Source organism: Achromobacter sp. 77 (assembly GCF_020541125.1).
Taxonomy (GTDB): Bacteria; Pseudomonadota; Gammaproteobacteria; order Burkholderiales; family Burkholderiaceae_B; genus Achromobacter; species Achromobacter mucicolens.
Window position 1 is genome coordinate 2,115,011 of sequence record NZ_CP059848.1, and the last position, 20,129, is coordinate 2,135,139.

Consider the following 20,129-nt stretch of genomic DNA (forward strand, 5'->3'; position numbering starts at 1 on the left):
ATGAAAGGGGGGCATGGGCCAAACGATAGAACTTCCATCGCCGCCTGATAAGCCAATACAATCCGCACGGCTTGTACGGAAAAATGAACAATGGCGACCGACCTCGATGATCTCAACGCCTTCGTTGCGGTTGCGCGCGCGCAAGGCTTTCGCGAAGCGGCCCGCACGGGCGGCACCAGCGCCTCGCGGTTAAGCGACACCGTGCGCCGCCTTGAGGCGCAACTAGGGGTGCGGCTCTTTAACCGCACCACGCGCTCGGTCGCGCTGACGCAGGCCGGCCAGGAACTGCTGGCCCGGCTGGCGCCCGCGCTGACGGAAGTGGAGGCGGCGCTGGACGCCGTCAACGTCTTTCGCGACAAGCCCGCCGGCACGCTCAGGCTCAATGTTCCGCTCAGCGCCGCGCGGCTCGTGCTGCCCTCCATCGTGCCGGCCTTCCTGGCCGCCTATCCCGACATCCGCCTGGAAGTCGTGGCCGAAGAGAGCTTCGTCGACGTGCTGGCCGCCGGGTGCGACGCCGGCATCCGCTACGACGACCGGCTGGAACAGGACATGATCGCCGTGCCCATCGGCCCGCGCGTGCAGCGCTTTGCGGCCGGCGCTTCGCCCGCCTACCTGGACCGGCACGGACGGCCCGCCCATCCCGAAGCCCTGATGCAGCACGCCTGCCTGCGCGGCCGGTTTCCCAGCGGGTCGATGCCGCCGTGGGAGTTCGAGCGGGACGGGGAATCGGTGCGAATCGACGCCGCGGGTCCGCTGGTCGTGCAGATCGGTGGCGCGGTCGACCTGGCCGTGGATGCGGCCATCGCGGGCGCCGGGGTCATGTATCTGTTCGAAGACTGGCTGCGCCCGCACTTCGAAAGCGGCGCGCTGGAACCCGTGCTGGAGCCCTGGTGGCCGCAGTTCTCGGGACCGTTTCTGTATTACTCCGGCCGCCGGCTGGTGCCTTCGCCGCTCAAGGCGCTGATCGACTTCGTCAAGGCGCAGCCGATTACCTGAAAGGTGCGCTCGGTCTCGCCGGCCTGCGCCGTTTGATGCACAATCGCCCCATGCACCTGGATCCCGAAGACCTCGCCAAGATCACGTCCCTGACGCTCGCCCATTACGAAGAGAACGCCGATTCGTTCCAGGCCGGCACGCAGGACCACGACGTCAGCCAGAACATCGCCGCCTTGCTGCGCCATATCGACGGCGAGCCGCCCTTCGACATCCTGGATCTCGGGTGCGGACCGGGCCGTGACCTGAAGACGTTCCTGGCGATGGGACACCGGCCCGTCGGCCTGGACGGCACGCCGCGGTTTGTGCAAATGGCCCGCGCGGCAAGCGGTTGCGAGGTCTGGGAGCAGGATTTCCTGCAGCTCCAACTGCCCGCGGCGCGCTTTGACGGCATCTTCGCCAACGCCGTGCTGTTCCATGTGCCGGGCCAGGAACTGCCCCGCGTGCTGCGCGAGCTCCATGCCACGCTGCGCTCGCGCGGCGTGTTGTTCAGCTCCAATCCGCGGGGCGGCAATCAGGAAGGCTGGAATCGTGGGCGCTATGGCGCGTATCACGATCTTGAAGGCTGGCGGGCGCTGATGCAGGCCGCCGGCTTCGAGGAGCTGGAGCATTACTACCGGCCCGATGGGCTGCCGCGCGAGCAGCAGCCGTGGCTGGCGAGCGTCTGGCGGCGGCGCGATTAGCGCCGGCTTCACGCCGGTGCTGGAAATCCGCTTCCTTTCTTGACGTCTCTCTCATGGTTGCCTCCACGCTCGTCGGCATGCTGTGCGCACACCTGCTGTGCTTTTCCGGCATGTTTCTGCTTATCAGCCGTCGTCTGCCTGGCAACAGGATGGGGATGGACTTCTTTGCCGTCGGCAACCTGCTGCTGGCGGCCGCCTACGTTCTTCAACTCATCGAAGGCGGCCCCGCGTGGAGCCTCATGAGCGTCGTCAACCACTGCCTCACGCTGGCCGCCCCAATCGCCTATCTGCTGGGCGCCATGCGGTTCTTCGGGCATCAGGTCCGCTTGTGGCAGCCGCTGCTTGCGTTCTGTCTCGTTTACGGCATGGCGCAATGGTGGGTGCAATGGCAGATGGGCCCGGAAGCCCGCTACGCCATGCTTGCGGCGTCGGCCACGCTGCTTTTCTTTGCGATGTCGGTCACGGTGCTATGCGGCACACGAACCTTCGCCAAGGACTTGCGCGCGGAAATGGTCTTCTTCGCGTGCCTGATTGGCGGGATCTGCGTGCTGAACGCGTTGAAGTTCCTGAAAATCATGGAGGGCGGCCTGGATGCGCTGCACATGGACAGCCGCTTCCAGATGATTTTCTACATCTATATGTCCACCCTCGCCACGATCGTGCCGCCGTCGATTGTCTGGCTGGTGCTGCGCCGCTTGACGGACAGCCTGCGGAATATGGCGGCGCGGGATCCGATGACGGATCTGCTCAACAGGCGCGGGCTCTCGGATGCGCTCGTCCAGTATTTCAATGGGCGCAGTGCAAAGCCCGCGTATTTACTGGTGTTGGACGTCGATCACTTCAAGCGCATCAACGACACCTACGGCCACCAGGCCGGGGACGAGGTGATTTGCCATGTGGCGGGGTTGCTGCGTGCGGGCGTGCGCCGGGGGGATCTGACCGGCCGGATCGGGGGAGAGGAGTTTGTCGCCATTCTGCTCGAATCGGACGTGGCCGATGTGATGGTGCTGGCAGAGCGGCTGCGGGCCAGCATCGAGAGCCAGCCGATCCGTGTCACCGGCGCGAACGAGCGGCTGCGCTGCACCGTGACGATCGGCGTGTCGTCACGATTTGATGGGGCGGATGCGCTGGAGGAAGCGCTGCGCGAGGCCGATGCGGCGCTCTATCGCGGGAAGGCGGGCGGGCGGAACCGGGTGGAGGTGGCGAGTGCGTCCCGCCACGGGGCGGCCCCCGGCGTGGCGTTGGCAGGGGCGAATTTCTAAGGGTTTCGCCGTCGGCGCCGCCAACGCCCGCAAGGCAAGCGTCGGCGCCCGGCCTTCAATCATGCTTCATGCGACATCCACCACGATTTTGCCGCGTGCCGTTGCTTGGGTGATGGCGTCGTAGGCGGCTTCTGCGGAGCGCAGGTCGAACCGGCGGGGATCGAGATGGGGCACGAGCTTGCCCGCTTCAACCAGCCGTGTGGCCTCGCGCAGCATGTCGCCGTGGTGGGCGCGATGCTGGCCCGTGAGAAGCGGATACAGGGTGAAAATTCCGGAATACGTGGCCTCGCGGAACGATAGGGGCGCCAACGCATGCGTGCCCCATCCCAACGCGCTGACGACATGCCCAAAGTGCTTTACCGCCGTAAACGCAGCATCGAGCGATGGACCGCCGACGGTGTCAACGACGAGATCGAAGCCAGCGCCCTGCGTGAACGAATCCACATACGACTCCACCGTCTGTGACTGGTAGTCGATGGGCGTTGCGCCAAGGCGCGCAACAAGGTCGTGATCGCGCAATGCCGCCGTGGCAAAGACGTGGGCGCCCAGTGCGCGCGCCAGTTGCACCGATACATGGCCCACACCGCCCGCGCCGCCTTGCACCAGCACCGTCTGACCGGCCCGCAGGCGCGCGCGGTCGACGATGCCCGAATAGGACGTGATAAACGCAAGGGGCAGCGCCGCCGCTTCACGCATCGAGAGGTTTGCCGGCTTGATGGCAAGCAGATCCGCATCCACCGCCGCATATTGGGCCAGCGAACCCTGGATGCCACCCACGCCGCCGGTCATGCCATAGACCTCGTCACCAACGCGGAACGTGGTCACGCCGGGTCCCACCGCATCAACCACGCCGGCCATGTCGATGCCCAGCACCAATGGGAGCGGATGCTTTGCGTGTGCGGCGCTGCCCGCGCGAATCTTGGTATCCAGCGGATTCAGGCCGCTTGCGGCGATGCGCACGCGTACTTGGCCGCGGGCCGGCTGCGGCAGCGGGATTTCGGTCAACTCAAGCGGACCGTCATAACGATTGAGAACGAGCGCCTGCATGGTCATGATCAACTCCTTTCTGGTGTCTGGCCCGTCGAATGAGTGGGCCGATGCGTCATGATTGATCATGCTATAACGCATGTAAATCAACGTTTCTGCACAACTACCAAACAAAAATGAATGAGATGCGTCTGGACTGGGGCGACGTTCGCGTTTTTCTGGCGATTGCCCGCTGCGGCACGTTGGGGGCGGCGGCAAAGCAGGTGGGGCAGACCCAGCCCACCATGGGGCGCAGGTTGCGTGCGCTTGAAGAAGCGCTTGGGCACACGCTGTTCCAACGCACGAGCGAGGGCTTCGTCCTGACCGATGACGGCGCGGCCGTGCTGGCCTATGCCGAGCGCATGGAGGAAGAAGCGCTGGGCTTCACCCGCGCGCTGACCGGCAAGGAATCCCAACTTCGGGGGCTGCTGCGCGTCTCCTCGTCGGACTGGTTCGGCATACACATGCTTACGCCGGTGTTCGCGCGGTTTCTGGCGCAGCATCCGGGCATCTCGCTGGAACTGCTGACGGATTCGCGCCTGTACAACCTGGCGCGCCACGAGGCGGATCTGTTGTTCCGAATAACGCCGTTTGAGGAATCCGACGTCATCCAGCGCAAGCTGACGCGCATCGACTATGCGCTATACGGGCACGTCGACCTTGCGCCGCCGTCACCGGGCGACGGTGACGGCCATACGCTCATCAGCATGGACAGCGCATTCGGATCGATGCCAGACGTCGAATGGGTCAAGCAAATGTTGCCCCGCGCAAGGGTTGTGTTCGGCAGCAACAATCGTGGCGTCCAAGCCCGCATGTGTGCCGAGAAAGCAGGGTTTGCGGTGCTGCCGTGTCCGCTAGGCGACGCAACGCCGGGCATCCGGCGAATCGAGTTGGGCCAAGCGCCGCCGAGTCGCGATGTGTGGTTGGGCTATCACCGCGATCTGCGCCGTGTGGCGCGATTGCGCGCACTTCTGGACGTTACGATCAATGCATTCGCAAATTCGTGAGGCATGCTGAGGCAAAGCCGCGCAAGAATGCGCGGCTTTGCCCTTCACGATGCGGCAACCCTTACCCCATCTGCCCATACTTGCCGGCATTGAAGTCCTGGATCGCCTCGACGATCTCCGCTTGCGAGTTCATCACAAACGGCCCGTACCCGACCACGGGTTCATCGATCGGCTCTCCGCTCAAGATCAAAAACACCGCGTCGTTATTCGCTTCGACCGTGATGTCCTCGCCCTCTTTGGAGAACAGCGCCAATTGCGCATCCCGCGCGACGGATTCGCCGTTGACCAGCACTGTGCCGCGCAGCATGACGAGCATGCTGTTGCGGCCTGCGGCAACGGGGAAGGTTGCCGTCTTGCCCGCCGCCAGCTTCACGTCCCACACGTCCATCGGCGTGAAGGTCCGCGCCGGGCCTGTTTGGCCAGCGTAATTGCCTGCGATCACGCGTAGCGTGCCGGCGTCGTCGGGCAGGTCCACGACCGGGATGTCTGCGTTCAGAATGCCTTGGTAGCCGGCCGGCGCCTTCTTGTCCTTGGCGGGCAGGTTGACCCAGAGCTGCACCATTTCCAGTTTGCCGCCCGTGCGGGTGAAGGCGTGGGAATGGAATTCCTCGTGCAGGATGCCGGACGCCGCCGTCATCCATTGGACGTCGCCGGGGCCGATGACGCCGCCGTTGCCGGTGGAGTCGCGATGTTCGACTTCGCCGCTGTAGACGATGGTCACGGTCTCGAAGCCGCGGTGCGGGTGCTGGCCGACGCCGCGGGGCTGGCTGGCCGGACCGAATTCGGCGGGGCCGGCGTAGTCCAGCAGCAGGAACGGACTGGTGTCGCGGCCCTTGTCGTTGTACGAGAACATGGAGCGCACCGGAAATCCGTCGCCCACCCAGTGGGGACGGGGGCTGGCGTGCACGCCGAGGATCTTCTTCATCGTGAGGTTTCCTGTTGCGCGGCCCCTTCGGGGCCGTTCGTCATAGGGAAGAAGATAAGGGCGCAGCGGCATTCCCGGTAGTGCTCGTGATTGATAAGCACCGTTCCATGTGGCGAACGATCAATGCGGGCGAGGCGGGCGGGCCAGCGTCGCGGCGGGTATCCTTCCGGGCATGGACAAGATCAGGGACGACATCGCGGCGGCGCGGCGCGAGGCGGTGGTTACGGGATTTGCCCCGGTGGTGGGGGACGGCCCGCGCGTGCTGGTGCTGGGCTCCATGCCGGGCGTGGCGTCGCTGCGGCAGGCGCAGTATTACGCGCATCCGCGCAATGCATTCTGGCCGCTGGCGGCGCAGATCTTCGGGTTCGATGCCGGGCTGGGCTACGACGAGCGGCTGCAGGCACTGCGGGCGAACCGCGTGGCGCTGTGGGATGTGCTGCAGGCTTGCGAACGGCGGGGCAGTCTGGACGCCGATATCCGGGGCGACACGCTGGTGCCGAACGATTTCAACGCCTTCCTGGGCCGATATCCCTCGATCACGCGCATCTGTTTCAACGGCGCGAAGGCCGCAGCGATGTTCCGGCGCCATGCGTTGCCAAACCTGCCTGCGGCCGCCTCAATTCAGTTTTTTGAACTGCCTTCGACCAGCCCTGCGCACGCTTCGGCCAGCTTCGCGCAGAAACTCGCGGCGTGGGCACCGGCGCTGAAGCTTCCGTCCCCCAATTGACACTTATCAAGGCTCTATATAACTACAAGTGATAAGTTAATTTCCGTAACACCTAAACGTTTCGGAGTTTAACGATGCACACCCCCACCAGTCCCCCGGAAACACCGCTGCCGGGCAAGCGTGGCTTTCTGAAAGGGCTGCTCGGCCTGGGCGCCGCGGCCACCGTCATTCCCATTCACGCCGACGCCGCGCCCGGGCTCAATGGCCAGCCGCCGCGCCGGCCCGGCATGGCGGGCAAGCGCTACGGCATGGTTGTCGACATGCGCAAATGCATCGGCTGCCAGTCCTGTACGGTGAGCTGTTCGCTGGAAAACGTGCCGCCCATCGGGCAGTTCCGCACCACCGTCCTGCAGTACGAGGTCACGCCCGACGCGGGCGGCCCGTGTTCGATGGTCATGCTGCCGCGCCTGTGCAACCACTGCGACAAGCCGCCCTGTGTGCCGGTCTGCCCGGTGCAGGCGACCTTCCAGCGCGAAGACGGCATCGTGCTGGTCGACAACGCGCGCTGCGTGGGGTGCGGTTACTGCGTGCAGGCCTGTCCCTACGATGCGCGCTTCATCAATCACGAGACCCAGACGGCCGACAAGTGCACGTTCTGCGAGCACCGGCTGGAAGCCGGGTTGCTGCCGGCGTGCGTGGAAAGCTGCGTGGGCGGCGCCCGGGTGATCGGGGACATGAACGATCCGGACAGCGCCATTTCGCGCTTGCTGGCCGAACACAAGGCGGACATCAAGGTGCTCAAGCCCGAGATGAAGACCGATCCCCACGTTTTTTACATCGGCCTGCCCGATGCGTTCGTGCATCAGGTCGACGGCCAGGCCGGCGTGCGCCTGGCGGGCGGCCACTGAGCCAAGGAAGGGGACACTCATGCAAATCTCTGAATTGCTCACGCCGGTCTACGACGCCGCCTGGCTGCCTTGGGCCGTGCAGTATTTCTTTCTTATCGGCATCAGCGCCACCACCGCGCTGACCGCCGCCTTCGCGGCGTTTGGCCGCGCCGATTCCGACGCGCGCCGCCTGCTGCCGGCGGCGGTGACGGTGCTGCTGGTCAGCGCCATCGCCGCGCCGGTGTCGCTGTTGGCCGACCTGCACCAGCCCGGCCGCTTCTGGCACTTCTATGCGCACATCACGCCGTGGTCCTGGATGTGGCTGGGGGCATTGCTGCTGCCGGTCTTCGTGACGCTGGCGCTGCTGTTCTGCGCGGCGTGGTGGTGGGGCCGGATGGGGTGGCTGCGGGTGGTGGCGGCGGCGCTGGCGCTGTCGGCGCTGTCCATTCTGGTCTACACCGGCGCCGAGGTCATGGTGCTGCGTTCGCGGCCCTTGTGGCACACCGTGTTCCTGCCGGTGAACTTTGCGCTGACCGCCTGGCTGGGCGCGCTGGGCGCGATGTTCCTGGTGGGCCGTTGGCTGCCCGGCGGACTGCGCGTGCTGCCCGTGGCGATGCTGCGCCGGCTGAGCGTGACCGCGGTCGTGATGATGGCGATGGGCGCGGGGGCGTGGGCGTTGCTGGGCCTCTCGGGACTCGACGCGTCTTTCGAGGCGGCGCTGCGGCTTTTCGCGGACTTTCCGGTCTGGCGTTTGAGCCTGGCGGGCGCGGTGATCACGGCGTTCTGCATCGTCGCGCTGTTGCAGCGGCCGGCGCGCACGCTGGCCGCGCCCCTGCCGTCGGCCGTGTTGGCGCTGACCATGCTGGGCGCGGCGTGGATCTTCCGCTGGGTGGTCTTCATGAGCGTGCAGGGCGTGCCCAAGTACGGCGCGGGGCTGTACCTGTACGACATGCCCTGGGGCAGCGATGGGCTGCTGGGCATGGTGGGCGTGCTGGGGCTGTGCGTGGCGCTGATCACCGTCGTGACCTGGGCCCTGGACATCTACCCCGCGCGCGCACGCGCCGTGGCCGCCTGAGCGCGCGCCGAGACGAAAGCACATGGAAAAGAACGCAATGGACAAGCAACACAAAGACGACAAGCCCGGCGCCGCGGACGATGGCGCGGATCTGCCTCGCGACGAGGCCAGGCGCAAGCTGATGATGCGCGGCGGTCTCGCGGCCGGCGGCATGGCGGCGTTTGCCGCGGGCTACGGCGACACGGTGGTCAAGGCGGTCAAGGGGCTAGCGCAGGGCACGGCCGGCGTGCCGACGGCGCATGCCGTGCGCGGCAACTCGCTGCCGCCAGAGTTCCGCATCGACCCGCTGACCGGTGCGCTCAGCGCCCAGCCGGGGCAGACGGTCAGCCCGTCGAGCTGCCTGGGCTGCTGGACGCAATGCGGCGTGCGGTTGCGCGTGGACACGGCCGAGAACCGCATCCTGCGCGTCGCTGGCAATCCGTATCACCCGCTGGCCACAACACGGCCCGCGGCCATGGAGACGCCGGTGCGCGAGGTCTACGCGCAGCTAGGCGGCGACAGCGGCCTGGAAGGGCGCGCCACCTCGTGCGCGCGGGGCTCGGCCATGCTGGAGCAGATGGACAGCCCGTATCGCGTGCTGCAGCCCTTGAAGCGGGTGGGCAAGCGCGGCGAGGGCAAGTGGCAGACGATCAGCTTCGAGCAACTGGTCGAGGAAGTCTGTGAAGGCGGCGATCTGTTTGGCGAAGGCCACGTGGACGGCCTGCGCGCGATCTACGACCGCGAGACGCCGCTGGACCCCGATAATCCCGAATACGGCGCGAAGGTCAACCAGTTCCTGTTCACCGATGCCTCCAACGAAGGGCGCACGCCGCTGATCCAGCGCTTTGCGGGGCAGTCCTTCGGCACCGTCAACTTCAGCAATCACGGCTCGTACTGCGGGCAGAGTTTCCGGGTGGGGGCGGGCGCGGCGCTGGGCGACCTGAAGGGCATGCCGCACGGCAAGCCGGACTGGGACAACGCACGCTTCGGGCTCTTCATTGGCGCGGCGCCGGCGCAGGCGGGCAATCCCTTTCAACGCCAGGCCCGTCAGCTGGCCGAGGCGCGCGTGCGTCCGCAGGAAGCGGGATTCAGCTACGTGGTGGTGTCGCCCGTGCTGCCGGCCTCGTCCAGCCTGTCGGCGGGATCGGGCAATGAATGGGTGCCCGTCAATCCGGCCAGCGATCTGGCGCTGGCCATGGGGCTGATCCGCTGGATTCTGGACAACGAACGGTTCGACGCGCGCATGCTGGCGCAGCCGGGCCCCGCCGCCATGAAGGCGGCGGGCGAAGCGGCGTGGACCAACGCCACGCACCTGGTGGTGGCCGAACCGGGCCATCCGCGCCTGGGCGCCTTTTTGCGTGGCGCCGATATGGGCTGGGCGCGCCCGGCCGACGCGGACGAGAAATGGGAGGACGTGTACGTCGTGCGTCTTGCTGACGGCACGTTGGCGCCGCACACGACGGCCTCGCCGGCCGCGCTGTTTGTCGACGAGCCGGTCGCCGCGCCCGGGTTGGCCGGTACGCAAGGGGCGCTGCGGGTGCGGACCTCGCTGGACCTGCTGCGCGAAGAGGCGCGCCGCAAGACGCTGGACGAGTACGCCGCGCTCTGCGGCGTGCCGGCAGCGAAAATCGCGTCCCTGGCCGAGCGTTTCACCCGTCACGGCAAGCGCGCGGTGGCCGATGCGCACGGCGGCACCATGAGCGGCGCGGGCTTCTACACCGCCTACGCCATCGCCATGCTCAACACGCTGGTGGGCAACCTGAACGTGGAAGGCGGACTGGTACTGGATGCCGGGCCGTTTCCGCCTTACGGCGCGGGGCCGCGCTACAACATTGCCGGCTTCGCGAACAAGGCCACGCCCAAGGGCGTGTCGCTGTCGCGCAACCGCTTTCCGTACGAAAAATCCAGCGAATTCAAGCGCAAGAAGGCCGCGGGCCAGCCTGCCTATCCGGCAGCCGCGCCGTGGTATCCGGCGACGGGCGGCCTCAGTTCCGAGATGCTGGCTTCGGCGCTGGCGGGATATCCGTACCGTGCCAAGGTCTGGTTCAACCACATGAGTAACCCGGTCTACGGCATTGCCGGGTTCAAGCACGTGGCGCTGGAAAAGCTGAAGGACCCGCGCATCCTGCCGCTGGCGGTGTCGATCAACCCTTTCATCAACGAGACCAACGCGCTGGCCGATTACATCGTGCCGGACACGGTCACGTACGAAAGCTGGGGCGTGTCGGCGCCGTGGGCGGACGTGGTGGCCAAGGCCTCGACGGTGCGGTGGCCCACCGTGCAGCCGCGCGTGGCGCGCACGGCCACGAACGAGCCTGTTTGCCTGGAGACCTTCCTGATCGCGTGCGCCAAACGCCTGGCCATGCCGGGATTCGGCGAGGGCGCGATGTCAGACAAGGAGGGCGCCAAGTACGCGCTGGATACGCCCGAGGACTTCTTTCTGCGCGGCATGGCGAACATCGCGTTTGCCGCGGGACGGCCGGTGCCGCAGGCCAGCGACGACGACATGGCGCTGACCGGCGTCGACCGCTATCGCGATTTGCTGCAAGCCAAGCTCAAGCCGGCCGAATGGCGGCAGGTGGCCATGCTGATGAGCCGCGGCGGGCGATTCGACCGGATGGACGACGCCTGGACGCAAGAGGACGGCCAGACGCGCCGCACGCGCGTGGCGCACGCCAAGCCGCTGCACGTGTGGAGCGAAGAGCTGGCGGGCTTTCGTCATGCGATGACGGGCGAGCGGTACAGCGGCTGTCCCACCTGGTATCCGACGCGGCTGGCGGACGGTCGCGACATGCGCGATGCGTATCCGCGGCAGGAGTGGCCGTTCCTGCTGAGTTCGTTCAAGTCCAATCTGATGAGCTCGTTGTCGATTGGCGTGAACCGCCTGCGCCAGGTGCATCCACACAACCCGGTGTCGATCAACCGGCAGGACGGCGAGCGGCTGGGCATCCGCAACGGCGACACGGTGCGCATCGTCACGCCGGGCGGGTCGGTGACAGGGCCGGCGTTGCTGCGCGATGGCGTGCAGCCGGGCGCGGTGGGCATCGAGCACGGCTACGGCCACACCGAACTGGGCGCGCGCGTCCATGTCGTCGATGGCAAGCCAATGCCGCATGATCCGGCGCTGGCCGCGGGCGTCAACCTGAACGACCTGGGTTTTGGCGACGCGACGCGGGGCCAGCACGCCAACGTCTGGATCGATTGGGTGTCGGGCGCGGCGGTGCGGCAAGGCCTGCCTGCCCGGATCGAGCGGGTCTGACCGATGGGGGGCCGGCCCGCGTGCGTGGCGGTAAGCGTCAGGGCACGACGGTGTCGGCCACCAGCGCCAGGCCGTCCGCCCGAGGCCCGACATCCGTTAGCACGCCGTTCAGGTCTCCGGGCTGGGCGGCGGCGTTGCCCGAGCGGCTGACGCGAATCTCCACACGCACCTTGCCGGCCTTGGACAGCGTGGCGTCCGGCGACATGGCGGTGCTGTCGTCCAGCACGAAGGCCCGCGGCAGGTCCGCGGCCTGCATCTTCAGGATGGCGACGGGCATGCGCGATCCCGTCATGGGGCGCGCCAGGATGAAAACGGTGTCGGTCGGGCGGACCTGATCGCGCAGGGCGTCGGCGATCCGCGCCTGGCCGGCGAGCCGGGCGGTTGCGGTCGAAGCGCCGGCGGAAGGGGAGGGCGCCGCCACGCCGGATGCCGTTGGCCCCGGCGCCGTCGCCGGTTGGCCCGCGGCGGTGGATGCCGAATTGCCGGAAGGCGGCGCCGCGGCGGCTCCCCCGGCCGTGCCGCTTGCCGCCATGGCGCGCGCCTGGGCGATGTTCGTCTGGATCTGCCGCGCGGCCTCGGAGTCTGGGGGTAGCAGCGCGCGCAGCCGTTCCCAGTGCGTCAGCGCGTCGGCGGCGTCGCCGCGGCGCAGCGCCATCATGCCGGCCAGCGCCAGGGCCTTGGGCTGGTCGGGATCGGCCTGAAGCGCTTGCGCAACGGCGGCAATGGAGGCCTCGTCGGGCTGTCCCTGCCGTGCCGACAGCAGCGCGTCGGCCAGATCGGCCAGCACGGCGGGTTGGCCGGGCACTAACCGCAGCACTTCCTGATACGCGGCAACGGCGTCGTTGTACCGGCCCAGCGTTTCGTAGGAACGCGCCAGCATGTACCAGCCGTCGGCGTCATCGGGCGAGGCGCGCAGGCGCTGGGCCAGCGCGTTGATCGCTAGCGCCATGTCGTTGTCCGCCGCCTGCGCATGCGGCTCGGGCGCCTGCGACAAGGCGACGGTGGCGGCCGCGCGCGGATTGCCGAGCTGGCCGTACAGCAGCACCGCGGCCACCGGAACGGCCACCGTCAGCACGCAGGCCGCGGCCAGGCCGGCGCGCTGGCCTCCCAGCCGCGCGCGCGGATCGCGGCGCATCGCCAGATCCTGCAGCAGGTCGCGCTGCAGCTCTTCGTCGGCGCGGGCGTGCGCCTGCGGGGTGAGGGCCCCGTTGGCGAGATCGCGGCGCAGTTGTTCGCGCTGCGCAAGGTAGAAGGCGCGCACGCTGGCGTCCGACGCGGTCTCCGCGGCCGGCGTGCGGCGCAGCAGCGGCGGCACCAGGCAGAGCAGGGTGGCCAAGAGCAGGGCCAGGACAATGAGCCAGAGCGTGGTCATGAGCCGGAATCCAGGAAGCGGGCGGCGCGGGCGCGTTCGTCCGCGGTCAGCGGCGCGCGCACGCCGGCACGCCGCTTGAGTGTGCGCACCAGCACCAGAAAGCCCAGCGCCAGCAGCGCGAAGGGGCCCAGCCAGAGCAGCCAGGTGACCGGCTTGAACGGCGGGTCGTAGCGCACGAAGTCGCCGTAGCGGTCTTCGAAAAAGCGCATGATCTGCGCGTCGGTCTTGCCGTCGGCAAGCTGGCCGCGAATGAGGTTGCGCATGTCCTGCGCCAGCGGCGCATTGGATTCGGCCAGGGTCTGGTTCTGGCAGACCAGGCAGCGCAATCCATGCGCCAGCTTGTCGGCGCGCTGCTCCTGTTCGGCCGACAGCACGGCGGGGGGCGCGGCATTGGGCGCGGGCGCGGAAAGCAGGGCGGCGGGCAGCAGCACAAGGCTTAGCAGTAGCGGCAGAAGCAGACGATGCAGCGAAAGGTGACGCAGCGAAGAACGAAGCAGCGGGCAAGGCTGATAAGGCGCGGTGGTCATTGCAGCGCCTCGATGACAGGTTGCAGACGGGTGCGCCATAGCTCCGGCGTGATGAGGCCCAGGTGCTTGTAGCGGATGCGCCCGTCGCCGTCGATCACGAAGGTCTCGGGCACGCCGTAGACGCCATACTCGATGCCCACGCGCCCGTCGACGTCGCTGGCGGAGGCCAGGTAGGGGTTGCCATTGCGCGCCAGCCATTGGCGCGCCTCGTCAGGCTTGTCCTTGTAATTCAGCCCGTAAAGCGCAATGCCGTGGCGCTGCGCGGCGTCGCGCAGCACGGGCAGTTCGTCCTTGCAGGGGCCGCACCAGGACGCCCACACATTCAGCAGCCACACCTTGCCGCGCTGGGATTCCACATCCAGCGTCTTGCCGGGCTCCAGCAGGTCGGGCAGGCCGATGGCGGGCGCGGGTTTGTCGATCATCGCGGACGGCACCGCGCGTGGATCGCGCGACAGCCCTTTCGCCAGGAACACGGCCATCGTCAGAAAGATCGCAAGCGGCAGCAGATAGCGCAGCATCCTCAGCCCTCCCGCGCCGCGCGAGCGGTCTCGGGCAGGCCGGCCTGCGCTGCCCGCTGTGCCTCTGCCTTGCTCTGCGCTTGCTGCGCACGCCGGTAGCGGCCGTCGCCCGCCGCCAGCAGGCCGCCCAGCGCCATCAGGATGCAGCCGGTCCAGATCCAGGTCATGAAGGGCTTGACCTGGATGCGCACGGTCCAGGCGTTGCCGGCCACCGGTTCGCCCAGCGCCACGAAGAGGTCGCGGGTAAAGCCGCTGTCGATGTCGGCCTGGCTGAGCGCCATGTCCTGCACGGTGTAATGGCGCTTTTCGGGATACAGCGTCACCACCGGCTTGCCGTCCCGCACGACGTGGAATACCGCGCGTTGCGCGGTGTAGTTGGGGCCGGTGGCCGGGCCGATGCCGGCAAACGTGAACTGGTAGCCGCCGGCTTCCTGCGTGGCGCCCACGTCCACGCGCAGTTCGCGCTTGTCCTCGTAGCCGTTGGCAAGCGTGACGCCCGCGATGAAGATGCCCACGCCCACGTGCGCCAGCAGCATCCCGTACCAGGCGCGCGGCTGGCGCGTAAGCCGCCGCAGCACCTCGCCGTCGCCATCCATCAGGCGCTGGCGCGCGTGTGCCGCGGCGCTGGCGACAGACCAGGCGGCAAGCCACAGGCCCAGCACGATCATCGGCGAACCGAAGCGCGACGGCCCGGGCATTGCCAGCGGCACCAGCACCGCCGTCAGCACGCTGACCACGAAGGCCACGCGCAGGCGTTTGCCCAGATCGGGCACCTCGGCCTGTTTCCAGCGCGCGACGGGTCCGACCCCCATCAGGAAGATCGCGGGTGTCATCAGCGGCACGAACACGGCTTCGAAGTACGGCGGCCCGATGGAGATCTTGCCCCACTCCATCACGTCCAGCACGACGGGGTACAGCGTGCCCAGCAGCACCGAGCCCGCGGCGACCGTCAGCACGACGTTGTTGGACAGCAGCAGCGATTCACGCGACAGCAGCGAAAAGCCGCCGCCCAGCCCGACGGTGGGCGCGCGCCATGCGTACAGCGCAAGCGAGCCGCCCACGATCAGCGTCATGAACGCGAGGATGTACAGCCCCCGGCCCGGGTCCACCGCAAACGCGTGAACCGACGTCAGCACACCCGAACGGACCAGGAACGTGCCCAGGATGCTGAGCGAAAACGTGCAGATGGCCAGCAGCACGGTCCAGCTGCGGAACGCGCCGCGCCGCTCGGTCACGATCAGTGAATGGATCAGCGCCGTGCCCGCCAGCCACGGCATGAACGACGCGTTCTCGACCGGGTCCCAGAACCACCAGCCGCCCCAGCCGAGCACGTAGTAGGCCCACGCGCTGCCCAGCAGGATGCCGATGGTCAGGAACGTCCACGCGGCCAGCGTCCACGGCCGCACCCAGCGCGCCCACATCGCGTCCAGCTCGCCCGACAGGAGCGCCGCAATCGCAAAGGCGAACGCCACCGAGAACCCCACGTAACCCATGTACAGCATGGGCGGGTGCACGATCATGCCGGGGTCCTGCAGCAGCGGGTTCAGGTCGCGGCCCGCCATGGCGGGCGGGATCAGGCGCTCGAACGGATTGGACAGGAACAGCATGAACAGCAGGAAGCCCACGCTGATCCAGCCCATCACCGCCAGCACGCGGCCGACGAAGGGCAAGGGCAGCCGCTTGCTGCACAGCGCTACCGCCAGCGTCCACGCGGTCAGCAGATACAACCACAGCAGCAGCGACCCCTCGTGTCCGCCCCACACCGCCGCGAAGCGGTAGCCGGCCGGCAGGTCGGCGTGGGAATTCGCGGCCACATACAGCACCGAAAAATCGTTGTGCACGAACGACCACGCCAGGCAGGCGAAGGCCAGCGTCGTCAGGCCGAACTGGCCGATGGCGGCGGGCCTGGCCACACGCAATCCGGCCTGCCAGCCGGTGGCCGCGCCGATGAGCGGCAGGGTGCCTTGCGCCACCGCGACCAGCAACGCGAGGATCAGGCAGAAAAGACCGATTTCGGGGATCATCGCGCCTCCGCCTGAAGGGCCGGGCCGTAGCCCGATGCCGGTACGCCGGCCGCTGGTACGCCCGCCGCATCCTGCGCGCGCTGCTCCGCCTTCTTGATCGCGTCGGCGGCTTCGGGCGGCATGTAGTTTTCGTCGTGCTTGGCCAGCACCTCGGTCGCGCGGAATACGCCGTCCGTGCCCATCTTGCCGGCCACCACCACCCCTTTGCCCTCGCGGAACAGGTCGGGCAGGAGGCCCTGGTAGGTGACGGGCACGGCGTGGGCGGTGTCCGTCACCGCAAAGCGCAGCGTCAGGCCGTCGGCGTCGCGGCGCAGCGAGCCTTGTTCTACCAGACCGCCCACGCGGAAGCTGCCGCTGGCGGGCGCCTCGTGCGCCACCACCTGCGTCGGGCTGAAGAAGAACACCAGGTTCGATTGCAGCGCGTTGAGCACCAGCGCGGTGGCCAGGCCCAACAGGCCAAGGCCGCCCACGATGGCGAGCGCGCGGCGTTTGCGCGGGGTCATCGGCGCGGCCCTCCGGGGCGGCGCGCGCGGCGTGCGCGCCGCCACAGCGCCAGCACTTCCCACGCCATCAGCGCGATCGTGACGCCGTAGGCGCCCATCAGGTAGGGCCCGTGGCCCTGCAGCGAAAAAAACGTGTCCCAGTTCATGGCGTCTCCGACCGCGTGCCGCGTTGCACGCCGCCAGCTGCCGCGCCGTCCGGCGAACCGGCCGCCGGCGTGTCACCCGAAGGCACGGCGCCCGGCTCGCGCTCCGCAATGATTCCGCGCACGCGCGCCAGCGCGACCGCCGCGCTGTACAGCCAGAAGGCCGCCACCATCAGCAGCATGGCGGTCACCATGACGCGCGCCATGCTGGGGGCCGACGTCAGGTTGATCGAGGCGCCCTGGTGCAGCGTGCTCCACCATTGCACCGAGAAATAGATGATCGGCACGTTCACCACGCCCGCCAGCAGCAGGATGGCGCCGCCGCGGTCCGCGCGCTGCGTGTCGTCGGTGGCGGCCTGCAGGGCCATGAAGCCCAGGTACAGGAACAGCAGGATCAGTTCGGACGTGAGCCGGGCGTCCCACACCCACCACGTGCCCCAGGTCGGCTTGCCCCACAGCGCGCCGGTCCACAGCGTCAGGAAGGTAAAGAGCGCGCCCGTGGGCGCCAGCGCGCGCATCATCATGAACGACAGGCGCGTATTGAAGATGAGGCCCAGCGCCGCATAGCCCGCCATCACCAGATACAGGAACATCGACATCCAGGCTGCGGCCACGTGGATGAAGAGGATGCGGTAGACCTCGCCCTGCTGGCTGTCGATGGGCGCCACCACGAGGCCCGTGTACAGGCCGGCGGCGGCAAGCAGGGCGGCGCCCGCCGCGAAGAACGGAATCATCCGCCCGGCCAGCGGATAGAACAGCGCGGGCGACGCATAGCGCAGCCAGCTCGACCGCGCGGCGGCGGGGCGGGGAGCGTCGAAGGTGGAGGGATTGTGCATGGATAACCTCAGTCCAGCGCCACGCGCAGCGCCGCCGATGCGCCCCAGGGGCAGAGCAGGATCGCCAGGCAAAGGCCCGCGCCCAGCAGCGACAGCTGCGGCCCCGCGCCCAGCCCGGCGTGCGTGGCCGACACGGCGCCCGCGCCAAAGATCAGCACCGGCACATACAGCGGCAGCACCAGGAGCGGCAGCAGCGCGCCGCCGCGCAGTCCCAGCGTCAGCGCCGCGCCCAGGCCGCCCACCAGCGCCAGCGTCGGCGTGCCCAGCAGCAGGGACAGCACCAGGATGCCGATGGCGTGCGGCGGCAGGCCGAATTGCAACGCCAGCACCGGGCTGGCAAGAATCAGCGGCACGCAGGTGCTGAACCAATGCGCGCCCAGCTTCACGCCCACCAGCATGGGCAGCGGATGCGGCGACACCAGCAGCTGCTCCAGCGCGCCGTTGTCGTAGTCCTGCGCAAATGGGCGATTGAGGCTGAGCAGGATGCCCAAAAGCGCGCAGACCCACAGCACGCCGGGCCCGATTGCCAGGAGCAGCACGGGATCGGGTCCCACCGCCAGCGGGAATAGCGACCCCGTGACGATGAAGAACAGCGTCGCGCCCAGCGTGTCGGCCGGTCGACGCCAGGCCAGCCGGACTTCACGCAGCGCCAACTGAGACAACGTTGCCAGCATCCGCGTAGTCATCCATGTTCAGGGTTTGGGTGTGTTTGGCAGGGGTTGCCGGGCCGCGATGCGAGGCGACGACGGCCGCGCCGCCCGCCGCCAGATGGGCGGCAAGCGCCGCGCCCAACTGGTCCAGGCTGGCCGCGTCCAGGCCGGCGTCGGGTTCGTCCAGCAGCCACAGCGGCTTGGCGCCCAGCACCACGCCGGCCAGCGCCAGCCGGCGGCCCTGGCCTTGCGACAGGCGGGCGGCCGGCGTGTGCAGGCAGCCGCCCAGTCGCCACGTCTGCAGGCAGGCGGCGATCGCGTCGTCGCCCTGCGGCGTGCCTGCCACGTGCAGCGCACAGCGCAGGTTTTCCAATGCGGTCAGGTCGCCCGACAGGCCATTGCCGTGTCCCAGGTAGGCCGTGCGCGCAAAGTGCGCCGCCGGATCGCGGCGGATATCGCCGTCCCGGCCGGTGATGGCGCCGTCCAGCGGCCGCAATAGGCCCGCCAGCATCCGCAGCAGACTGGTCTTGCCGCTGCCGTTGGCGCCCTGCACATGCAGAAGCTGACCGGCATACAAGTCGAAATCCAGCGGCGCGGACCCTTCGGGCGTGCCGCGCCGGCTGACCAGGCCGCGCGCGCTCAGCATCGGCAGCGGCGCGTCAGCGGGCCGCATTGGCGACCTCTTTGGACGCCCTGGCCGGCGGCGTCGCTTCAGAGGTCTGGCCAGGCGGTATGTGCGGCAGCGTGTGGGCGATGCCCTTGTGGCAGTCGATGCAGGTCTTGGATCGGTCCGCCAGGTAGGTCGAGTGCATGTTTTGCGCGCGCACGCTCTGGCGGGTGAAATCCATGTACTCGTAGTTGTGGCAGTTGCGGCATTCCAGCGAATCGTTGGCCTTGAAACGCGCCCACTCGTGCTGCGCCAGCTCCAGCCGCTTGTCCACGAACTTCTCGCGCGTGTCGATGGTGCCGAAGATCTTGCCCCAGACTTCCTTGGACGCCTGCATCTTGCGGGCGATCTTGTCGGTCCAGTTGTGCGGCACGTGGCAGTCCGAGCACAGCGCCCGCACGCCCGAGCGGTTGGTGAAGTGGATCGTGCCCTTCAATTCGGCGTACACGTTGTCACGCATTTCATGGCAGCCGGTGCAGAACTTCTCGGTGTTCGTCAGCTCCATGGCGGTGTTGAACGCGCCCCAGAACAGGATGCCGCCGATGAATCCGCCCACGGTCAGAAAGCCCAGGCTGAAGTGCACGCTGGGCCGGCGGATGATGTTCCAGTAACGCTTGATGAGCTTGACCATGACGGGCTCCTGTCCCTCACTTCTTGTCGGGCGCCGGGGCGGAGAGGCGCTTGAGGATCACGTCGATGTCCTGGAAGTTGTTGGGGACCAGCGGCTTGGCCTCCGTCTGTGGAACGTGGCACTGCAGACAGAAGTAGCGGCGCGGCGACACTTCGGCCAGCACGTTGCTGTCACGGTCCATGTAGTGCGTCACGCTCAGCGGCACCGCCTGCGTCTGCTCGGTGTTGACGCGGGCGTGACAGGCCAGGCAGCGGTTGAAGTTCTTGTCGATCTGGTAGCCGTCGATCTTGTGCGGAATGGTCGGCGGCTGCATCGAGTACGTGCGCATGCGCCGCACGTCGCGGTTTTCAACCGGGGGCATCAGGGGCGGCGTGGCCGATTCGGTCAGCGGCGTCGGCCCCCGCATCGGATCGACCATCGGGTCGGGCGGCGCGGCCCACGCGTTGGAACCGATCAGAAAGACGATGGCGATCGAAGTGGCGCGAATGTTCATGA

21 protein-coding genes are annotated in these 20,129 nt (G+C 68.0%); 8 read left to right on the forward strand and 13 right to left on the reverse strand.

Annotated features, from left to right (window positions below; all coding sequences use genetic code 11):
- The first annotated feature begins 90 nt into the window (after positions 1-90).
- From H4P35_RS09755 to H4P35_RS09765, 3 genes are read left to right on the forward strand one after another with little or no spacing between them, the layout of a single operon-like run.
- The gene (locus H4P35_RS09755; protein WP_226848783.1) at positions 91-996 is read left to right on the forward strand and encodes a LysR family transcriptional regulator; all 906 of its coding nucleotides are present in this window, start codon (positions 91-93) and stop codon (positions 994-996) included.
- A 50-nt stretch (positions 997-1,046) separates the two neighbouring features.
- Entirely contained in the window at positions 1,047-1,676 is a 630-nt protein-coding gene (locus H4P35_RS09760) for a class I SAM-dependent methyltransferase (RefSeq protein WP_226849453.1), read from the forward strand.
- A gap of 53 nt (positions 1,677-1,729) precedes the next feature.
- Entirely contained in the window at positions 1,730-2,938 is a 1,209-nt protein-coding gene (locus tag H4P35_RS09765; protein ID WP_226848787.1) for a GGDEF domain-containing protein, read from the forward strand.
- Between the two features lie 66 nt (positions 2,939-3,004).
- On the opposite strand, the gene H4P35_RS09770 is transcribed toward H4P35_RS09765, so the two are convergent.
- Positions 3,005-3,991, reverse strand: a complete 987-nt coding sequence (locus H4P35_RS09770) for a zinc-dependent alcohol dehydrogenase family protein (RefSeq protein WP_226848789.1) — start codon at positions 3,989-3,991, stop codon at positions 3,005-3,007.
- A 110-nt stretch (positions 3,992-4,101) separates the two neighbouring features.
- Here H4P35_RS09770 and H4P35_RS09775 point away from each other — a divergent pair, with 110 nt between their 5' ends.
- Positions 4,102-4,971, forward strand: coding sequence for a LysR family transcriptional regulator (locus H4P35_RS09775; protein ID WP_226848791.1), 870 nt, complete (start codon positions 4,102-4,104; stop codon positions 4,969-4,971).
- 61 nt (positions 4,972-5,032) lie between these two features.
- Here the strand turns inward: H4P35_RS09775 and H4P35_RS09780 are convergent, their stop codons facing one another.
- On the reverse strand, positions 5,033-5,896 hold the full coding sequence (locus H4P35_RS09780) for a pirin family protein (RefSeq protein WP_226848793.1): 864 nt from the start codon (positions 5,894-5,896) through the stop codon (positions 5,033-5,035).
- A 277-nt stretch (positions 5,897-6,173) separates the two neighbouring features.
- On the opposite strand from H4P35_RS09780, the gene H4P35_RS09785 reads away from it, so the two are divergent.
- The 4 genes from H4P35_RS09785 (at position 6,174) to H4P35_RS09800 (ending at position 11,763) form a co-directional block, all read left to right on the forward strand.
- Positions 6,174-6,623 carry a DNA-deoxyinosine glycosylase gene (locus tag H4P35_RS09785; RefSeq protein WP_255616287.1) on the forward strand — a complete coding sequence of 150 codons (450 nt, stop codon included), beginning with the start codon at positions 6,174-6,176 and terminating at the stop codon, positions 6,621-6,623.
- A gap of 74 nt (positions 6,624-6,697) precedes the next feature.
- Complete coding sequence (gene dsrO, locus H4P35_RS09790) at positions 6,698-7,471, forward strand: sulfate reduction electron transfer complex DsrMKJOP subunit DsrO (protein WP_056316165.1); 774 nt, start codon at positions 6,698-6,700, stop codon at positions 7,469-7,471.
- 19 nt (positions 7,472-7,490) lie between these two features.
- Positions 7,491-8,525, forward strand: a complete 1,035-nt coding sequence (gene nrfD / locus H4P35_RS09795; RefSeq protein WP_226848795.1) for an NrfD/PsrC family molybdoenzyme membrane anchor subunit — start codon at positions 7,491-7,493, stop codon at positions 8,523-8,525.
- Positions 8,526-8,562: 37 nt separating this feature from the next.
- The gene (locus H4P35_RS09800; protein WP_370638976.1) at positions 8,563-11,763 is read left to right on the forward strand and encodes a tetrathionate reductase subunit A; all 3,201 of its coding nucleotides are present in this window, start codon (positions 8,563-8,565) and stop codon (positions 11,761-11,763) included.
- Between the two features lie 37 nt (positions 11,764-11,800).
- Here the strand turns inward: H4P35_RS09800 and ccmI are convergent, their stop codons facing one another.
- Genes ccmI through H4P35_RS09855 form a run of 11 tightly spaced genes read right to left on the reverse strand, consistent with a single transcriptional unit; the run spans position 11,801 to position 20,127 of the window.
- On the reverse strand, positions 11,801-13,135 hold the full coding sequence (gene ccmI / locus H4P35_RS09805) for a c-type cytochrome biogenesis protein CcmI (protein ID WP_226848800.1): 1,335 nt from the start codon (positions 13,133-13,135) through the stop codon (positions 11,801-11,803).
- Positions 13,132-13,662 carry a cytochrome c-type biogenesis protein gene (locus H4P35_RS09810; RefSeq protein ID WP_226848803.1) on the reverse strand — a complete coding sequence of 177 codons (531 nt, stop codon included), beginning with the start codon at positions 13,660-13,662 and terminating at the stop codon, positions 13,132-13,134. The genes ccmI and H4P35_RS09810 overlap by 4 nt, the downstream gene beginning before the upstream one ends.
- Positions 13,659-14,180 (reverse strand): DsbE family thiol:disulfide interchange protein, encoded by a 522-nt coding sequence (locus tag H4P35_RS09815; RefSeq protein ID WP_217617864.1) that lies wholly within the window; start codon positions 14,178-14,180, stop codon positions 13,659-13,661. The genes H4P35_RS09810 and H4P35_RS09815 overlap by 4 nt, the downstream gene beginning before the upstream one ends.
- Positions 14,181-14,182: 2 nt before the next feature.
- Positions 14,183-16,204: a heme lyase CcmF/NrfE family subunit gene (locus H4P35_RS09820; RefSeq protein ID WP_226848806.1), complete on the reverse strand. Its 2,022-nt coding sequence runs from the start codon at positions 16,202-16,204 to the stop codon at positions 14,183-14,185.
- Entirely contained in the window at positions 16,201-16,707 is a 507-nt protein-coding gene (ccmE, locus tag H4P35_RS09825; RefSeq protein WP_226848808.1) for a cytochrome c maturation protein CcmE, read from the reverse strand. Before ccmE ends, H4P35_RS09820 begins: the two co-directional genes overlap by 4 nt.
- Positions 16,704-16,853 carry a heme exporter protein CcmD gene (gene ccmD / locus H4P35_RS09830; protein ID WP_056316183.1) on the reverse strand — a complete coding sequence of 50 codons (150 nt, stop codon included), beginning with the start codon at positions 16,851-16,853 and terminating at the stop codon, positions 16,704-16,706. The genes ccmE and ccmD overlap by 4 nt, the downstream gene beginning before the upstream one ends.
- Positions 16,850-17,686, reverse strand: coding sequence for a heme ABC transporter permease CcmC (gene ccmC, locus H4P35_RS09835; RefSeq protein WP_226848810.1), 837 nt, complete (start codon positions 17,684-17,686; stop codon positions 16,850-16,852). The genes ccmD and ccmC overlap by 4 nt, the downstream gene beginning before the upstream one ends.
- Positions 17,687-17,694: 8 nt before the next feature.
- Positions 17,695-18,360 (reverse strand): heme exporter protein CcmB, encoded by a 666-nt coding sequence (gene ccmB, locus H4P35_RS09840; protein ID WP_063954707.1) that lies wholly within the window; start codon positions 18,358-18,360, stop codon positions 17,695-17,697.
- The gene (gene ccmA / locus H4P35_RS09845) at positions 18,326-19,009 is read right to left on the reverse strand and encodes a heme ABC exporter ATP-binding protein CcmA (RefSeq protein ID WP_226848812.1); all 684 of its coding nucleotides are present in this window, start codon (positions 19,007-19,009) and stop codon (positions 18,326-18,328) included. The genes ccmB and ccmA overlap by 35 nt, the downstream gene beginning before the upstream one ends.
- The gene (locus H4P35_RS09850) at positions 18,996-19,634 is read right to left on the reverse strand and encodes a cytochrome c3 family protein (RefSeq protein WP_056316193.1); all 639 of its coding nucleotides are present in this window, start codon (positions 19,632-19,634) and stop codon (positions 18,996-18,998) included. The genes ccmA and H4P35_RS09850 overlap by 14 nt, the downstream gene beginning before the upstream one ends.
- Before the next feature lie 16 nt (positions 19,635-19,650).
- The gene (locus H4P35_RS09855) at positions 19,651-20,127 is read right to left on the reverse strand and encodes a nitrate reductase cytochrome c-type subunit (protein ID WP_062841791.1); all 477 of its coding nucleotides are present in this window, start codon (positions 20,125-20,127) and stop codon (positions 19,651-19,653) included.
- Positions 20,128-20,129: the final 2 nt, after the last annotated feature.

Excerpts from the sequence above, each read along its gene's own strand:
- H4P35_RS09755 (WP_226848783.1), top strand. The coding sequence starts at position 91 with ATGGCGACCGACCTCGATGATCTCAACGCCTTCGTTGCGGTTGCGCGC.
- H4P35_RS09760 (WP_226849453.1), top strand. The coding sequence starts at position 1,047 with ATGCACCTGGATCCCGAAGACCTCGCCAAGATCACGTCCCTGACGCTC.
- H4P35_RS09765 (WP_226848787.1), top strand. The coding sequence starts at position 1,730 with ATGGTTGCCTCCACGCTCGTCGGCATGCTGTGCGCACACCTGCTGTGC.
- H4P35_RS09770 (WP_226848789.1), bottom strand. The coding sequence starts at position 3,991 with ATGACCATGCAGGCGCTCGTTCTCAATCGTTATGACGGTCCGCTTGAG.
- H4P35_RS09775 (WP_226848791.1), top strand. The coding sequence starts at position 4,102 with ATGAATGAGATGCGTCTGGACTGGGGCGACGTTCGCGTTTTTCTGGCG.
- H4P35_RS09780 (WP_226848793.1), bottom strand. The coding sequence starts at position 5,896 with ATGAAGAAGATCCTCGGCGTGCACGCCAGCCCCCGTCCCCACTGGGTG.
- H4P35_RS09785 (WP_255616287.1), top strand. The coding sequence starts at position 6,174 with ATGCCGGGCGTGGCGTCGCTGCGGCAGGCGCAGTATTACGCGCATCCG.
- dsrO (WP_056316165.1), top strand. The coding sequence starts at position 6,698 with ATGCACACCCCCACCAGTCCCCCGGAAACACCGCTGCCGGGCAAGCGT.
- nrfD (WP_226848795.1), top strand. The coding sequence starts at position 7,491 with ATGCAAATCTCTGAATTGCTCACGCCGGTCTACGACGCCGCCTGGCTG.
- H4P35_RS09800 (WP_370638976.1), top strand. The coding sequence starts at position 8,563 with ATGGACAAGCAACACAAAGACGACAAGCCCGGCGCCGCGGACGATGGC.
- ccmI (WP_226848800.1), bottom strand. The coding sequence starts at position 13,135 with ATGACCACGCTCTGGCTCATTGTCCTGGCCCTGCTCTTGGCCACCCTG.
- H4P35_RS09810 (WP_226848803.1), bottom strand. The coding sequence starts at position 13,662 with ATGACCACCGCGCCTTATCAGCCTTGCCCGCTGCTTCGTTCTTCGCTG.
- H4P35_RS09815 (WP_217617864.1), bottom strand. The coding sequence starts at position 14,180 with ATGCTGCGCTATCTGCTGCCGCTTGCGATCTTTCTGACGATGGCCGTG.
- H4P35_RS09820 (WP_226848806.1), bottom strand. The coding sequence starts at position 16,204 with ATGATCCCCGAAATCGGTCTTTTCTGCCTGATCCTCGCGTTGCTGGTC.
- ccmE (WP_226848808.1), bottom strand. The coding sequence starts at position 16,707 with ATGACCCCGCGCAAACGCCGCGCGCTCGCCATCGTGGGCGGCCTTGGC.
- ccmD (WP_056316183.1), bottom strand. The coding sequence starts at position 16,853 with ATGAACTGGGACACGTTTTTTTCGCTGCAGGGCCACGGGCCCTACCTG.
- ccmC (WP_226848810.1), bottom strand. The coding sequence starts at position 17,686 with ATGCACAATCCCTCCACCTTCGACGCTCCCCGCCCCGCCGCCGCGCGG.
- ccmB (WP_063954707.1), bottom strand. The coding sequence starts at position 18,360 with ATGCTGGCAACGTTGTCTCAGTTGGCGCTGCGTGAAGTCCGGCTGGCC.
- ccmA (WP_226848812.1), bottom strand. The coding sequence starts at position 19,009 with ATGCGGCCCGCTGACGCGCCGCTGCCGATGCTGAGCGCGCGCGGCCTG.
- H4P35_RS09850 (WP_056316193.1), bottom strand. The coding sequence starts at position 19,634 with ATGGTCAAGCTCATCAAGCGTTACTGGAACATCATCCGCCGGCCCAGC.
- H4P35_RS09855 (WP_062841791.1), bottom strand. The coding sequence starts at position 20,127 with ATGAACATTCGCGCCACTTCGATCGCCATCGTCTTTCTGATCGGTTCC.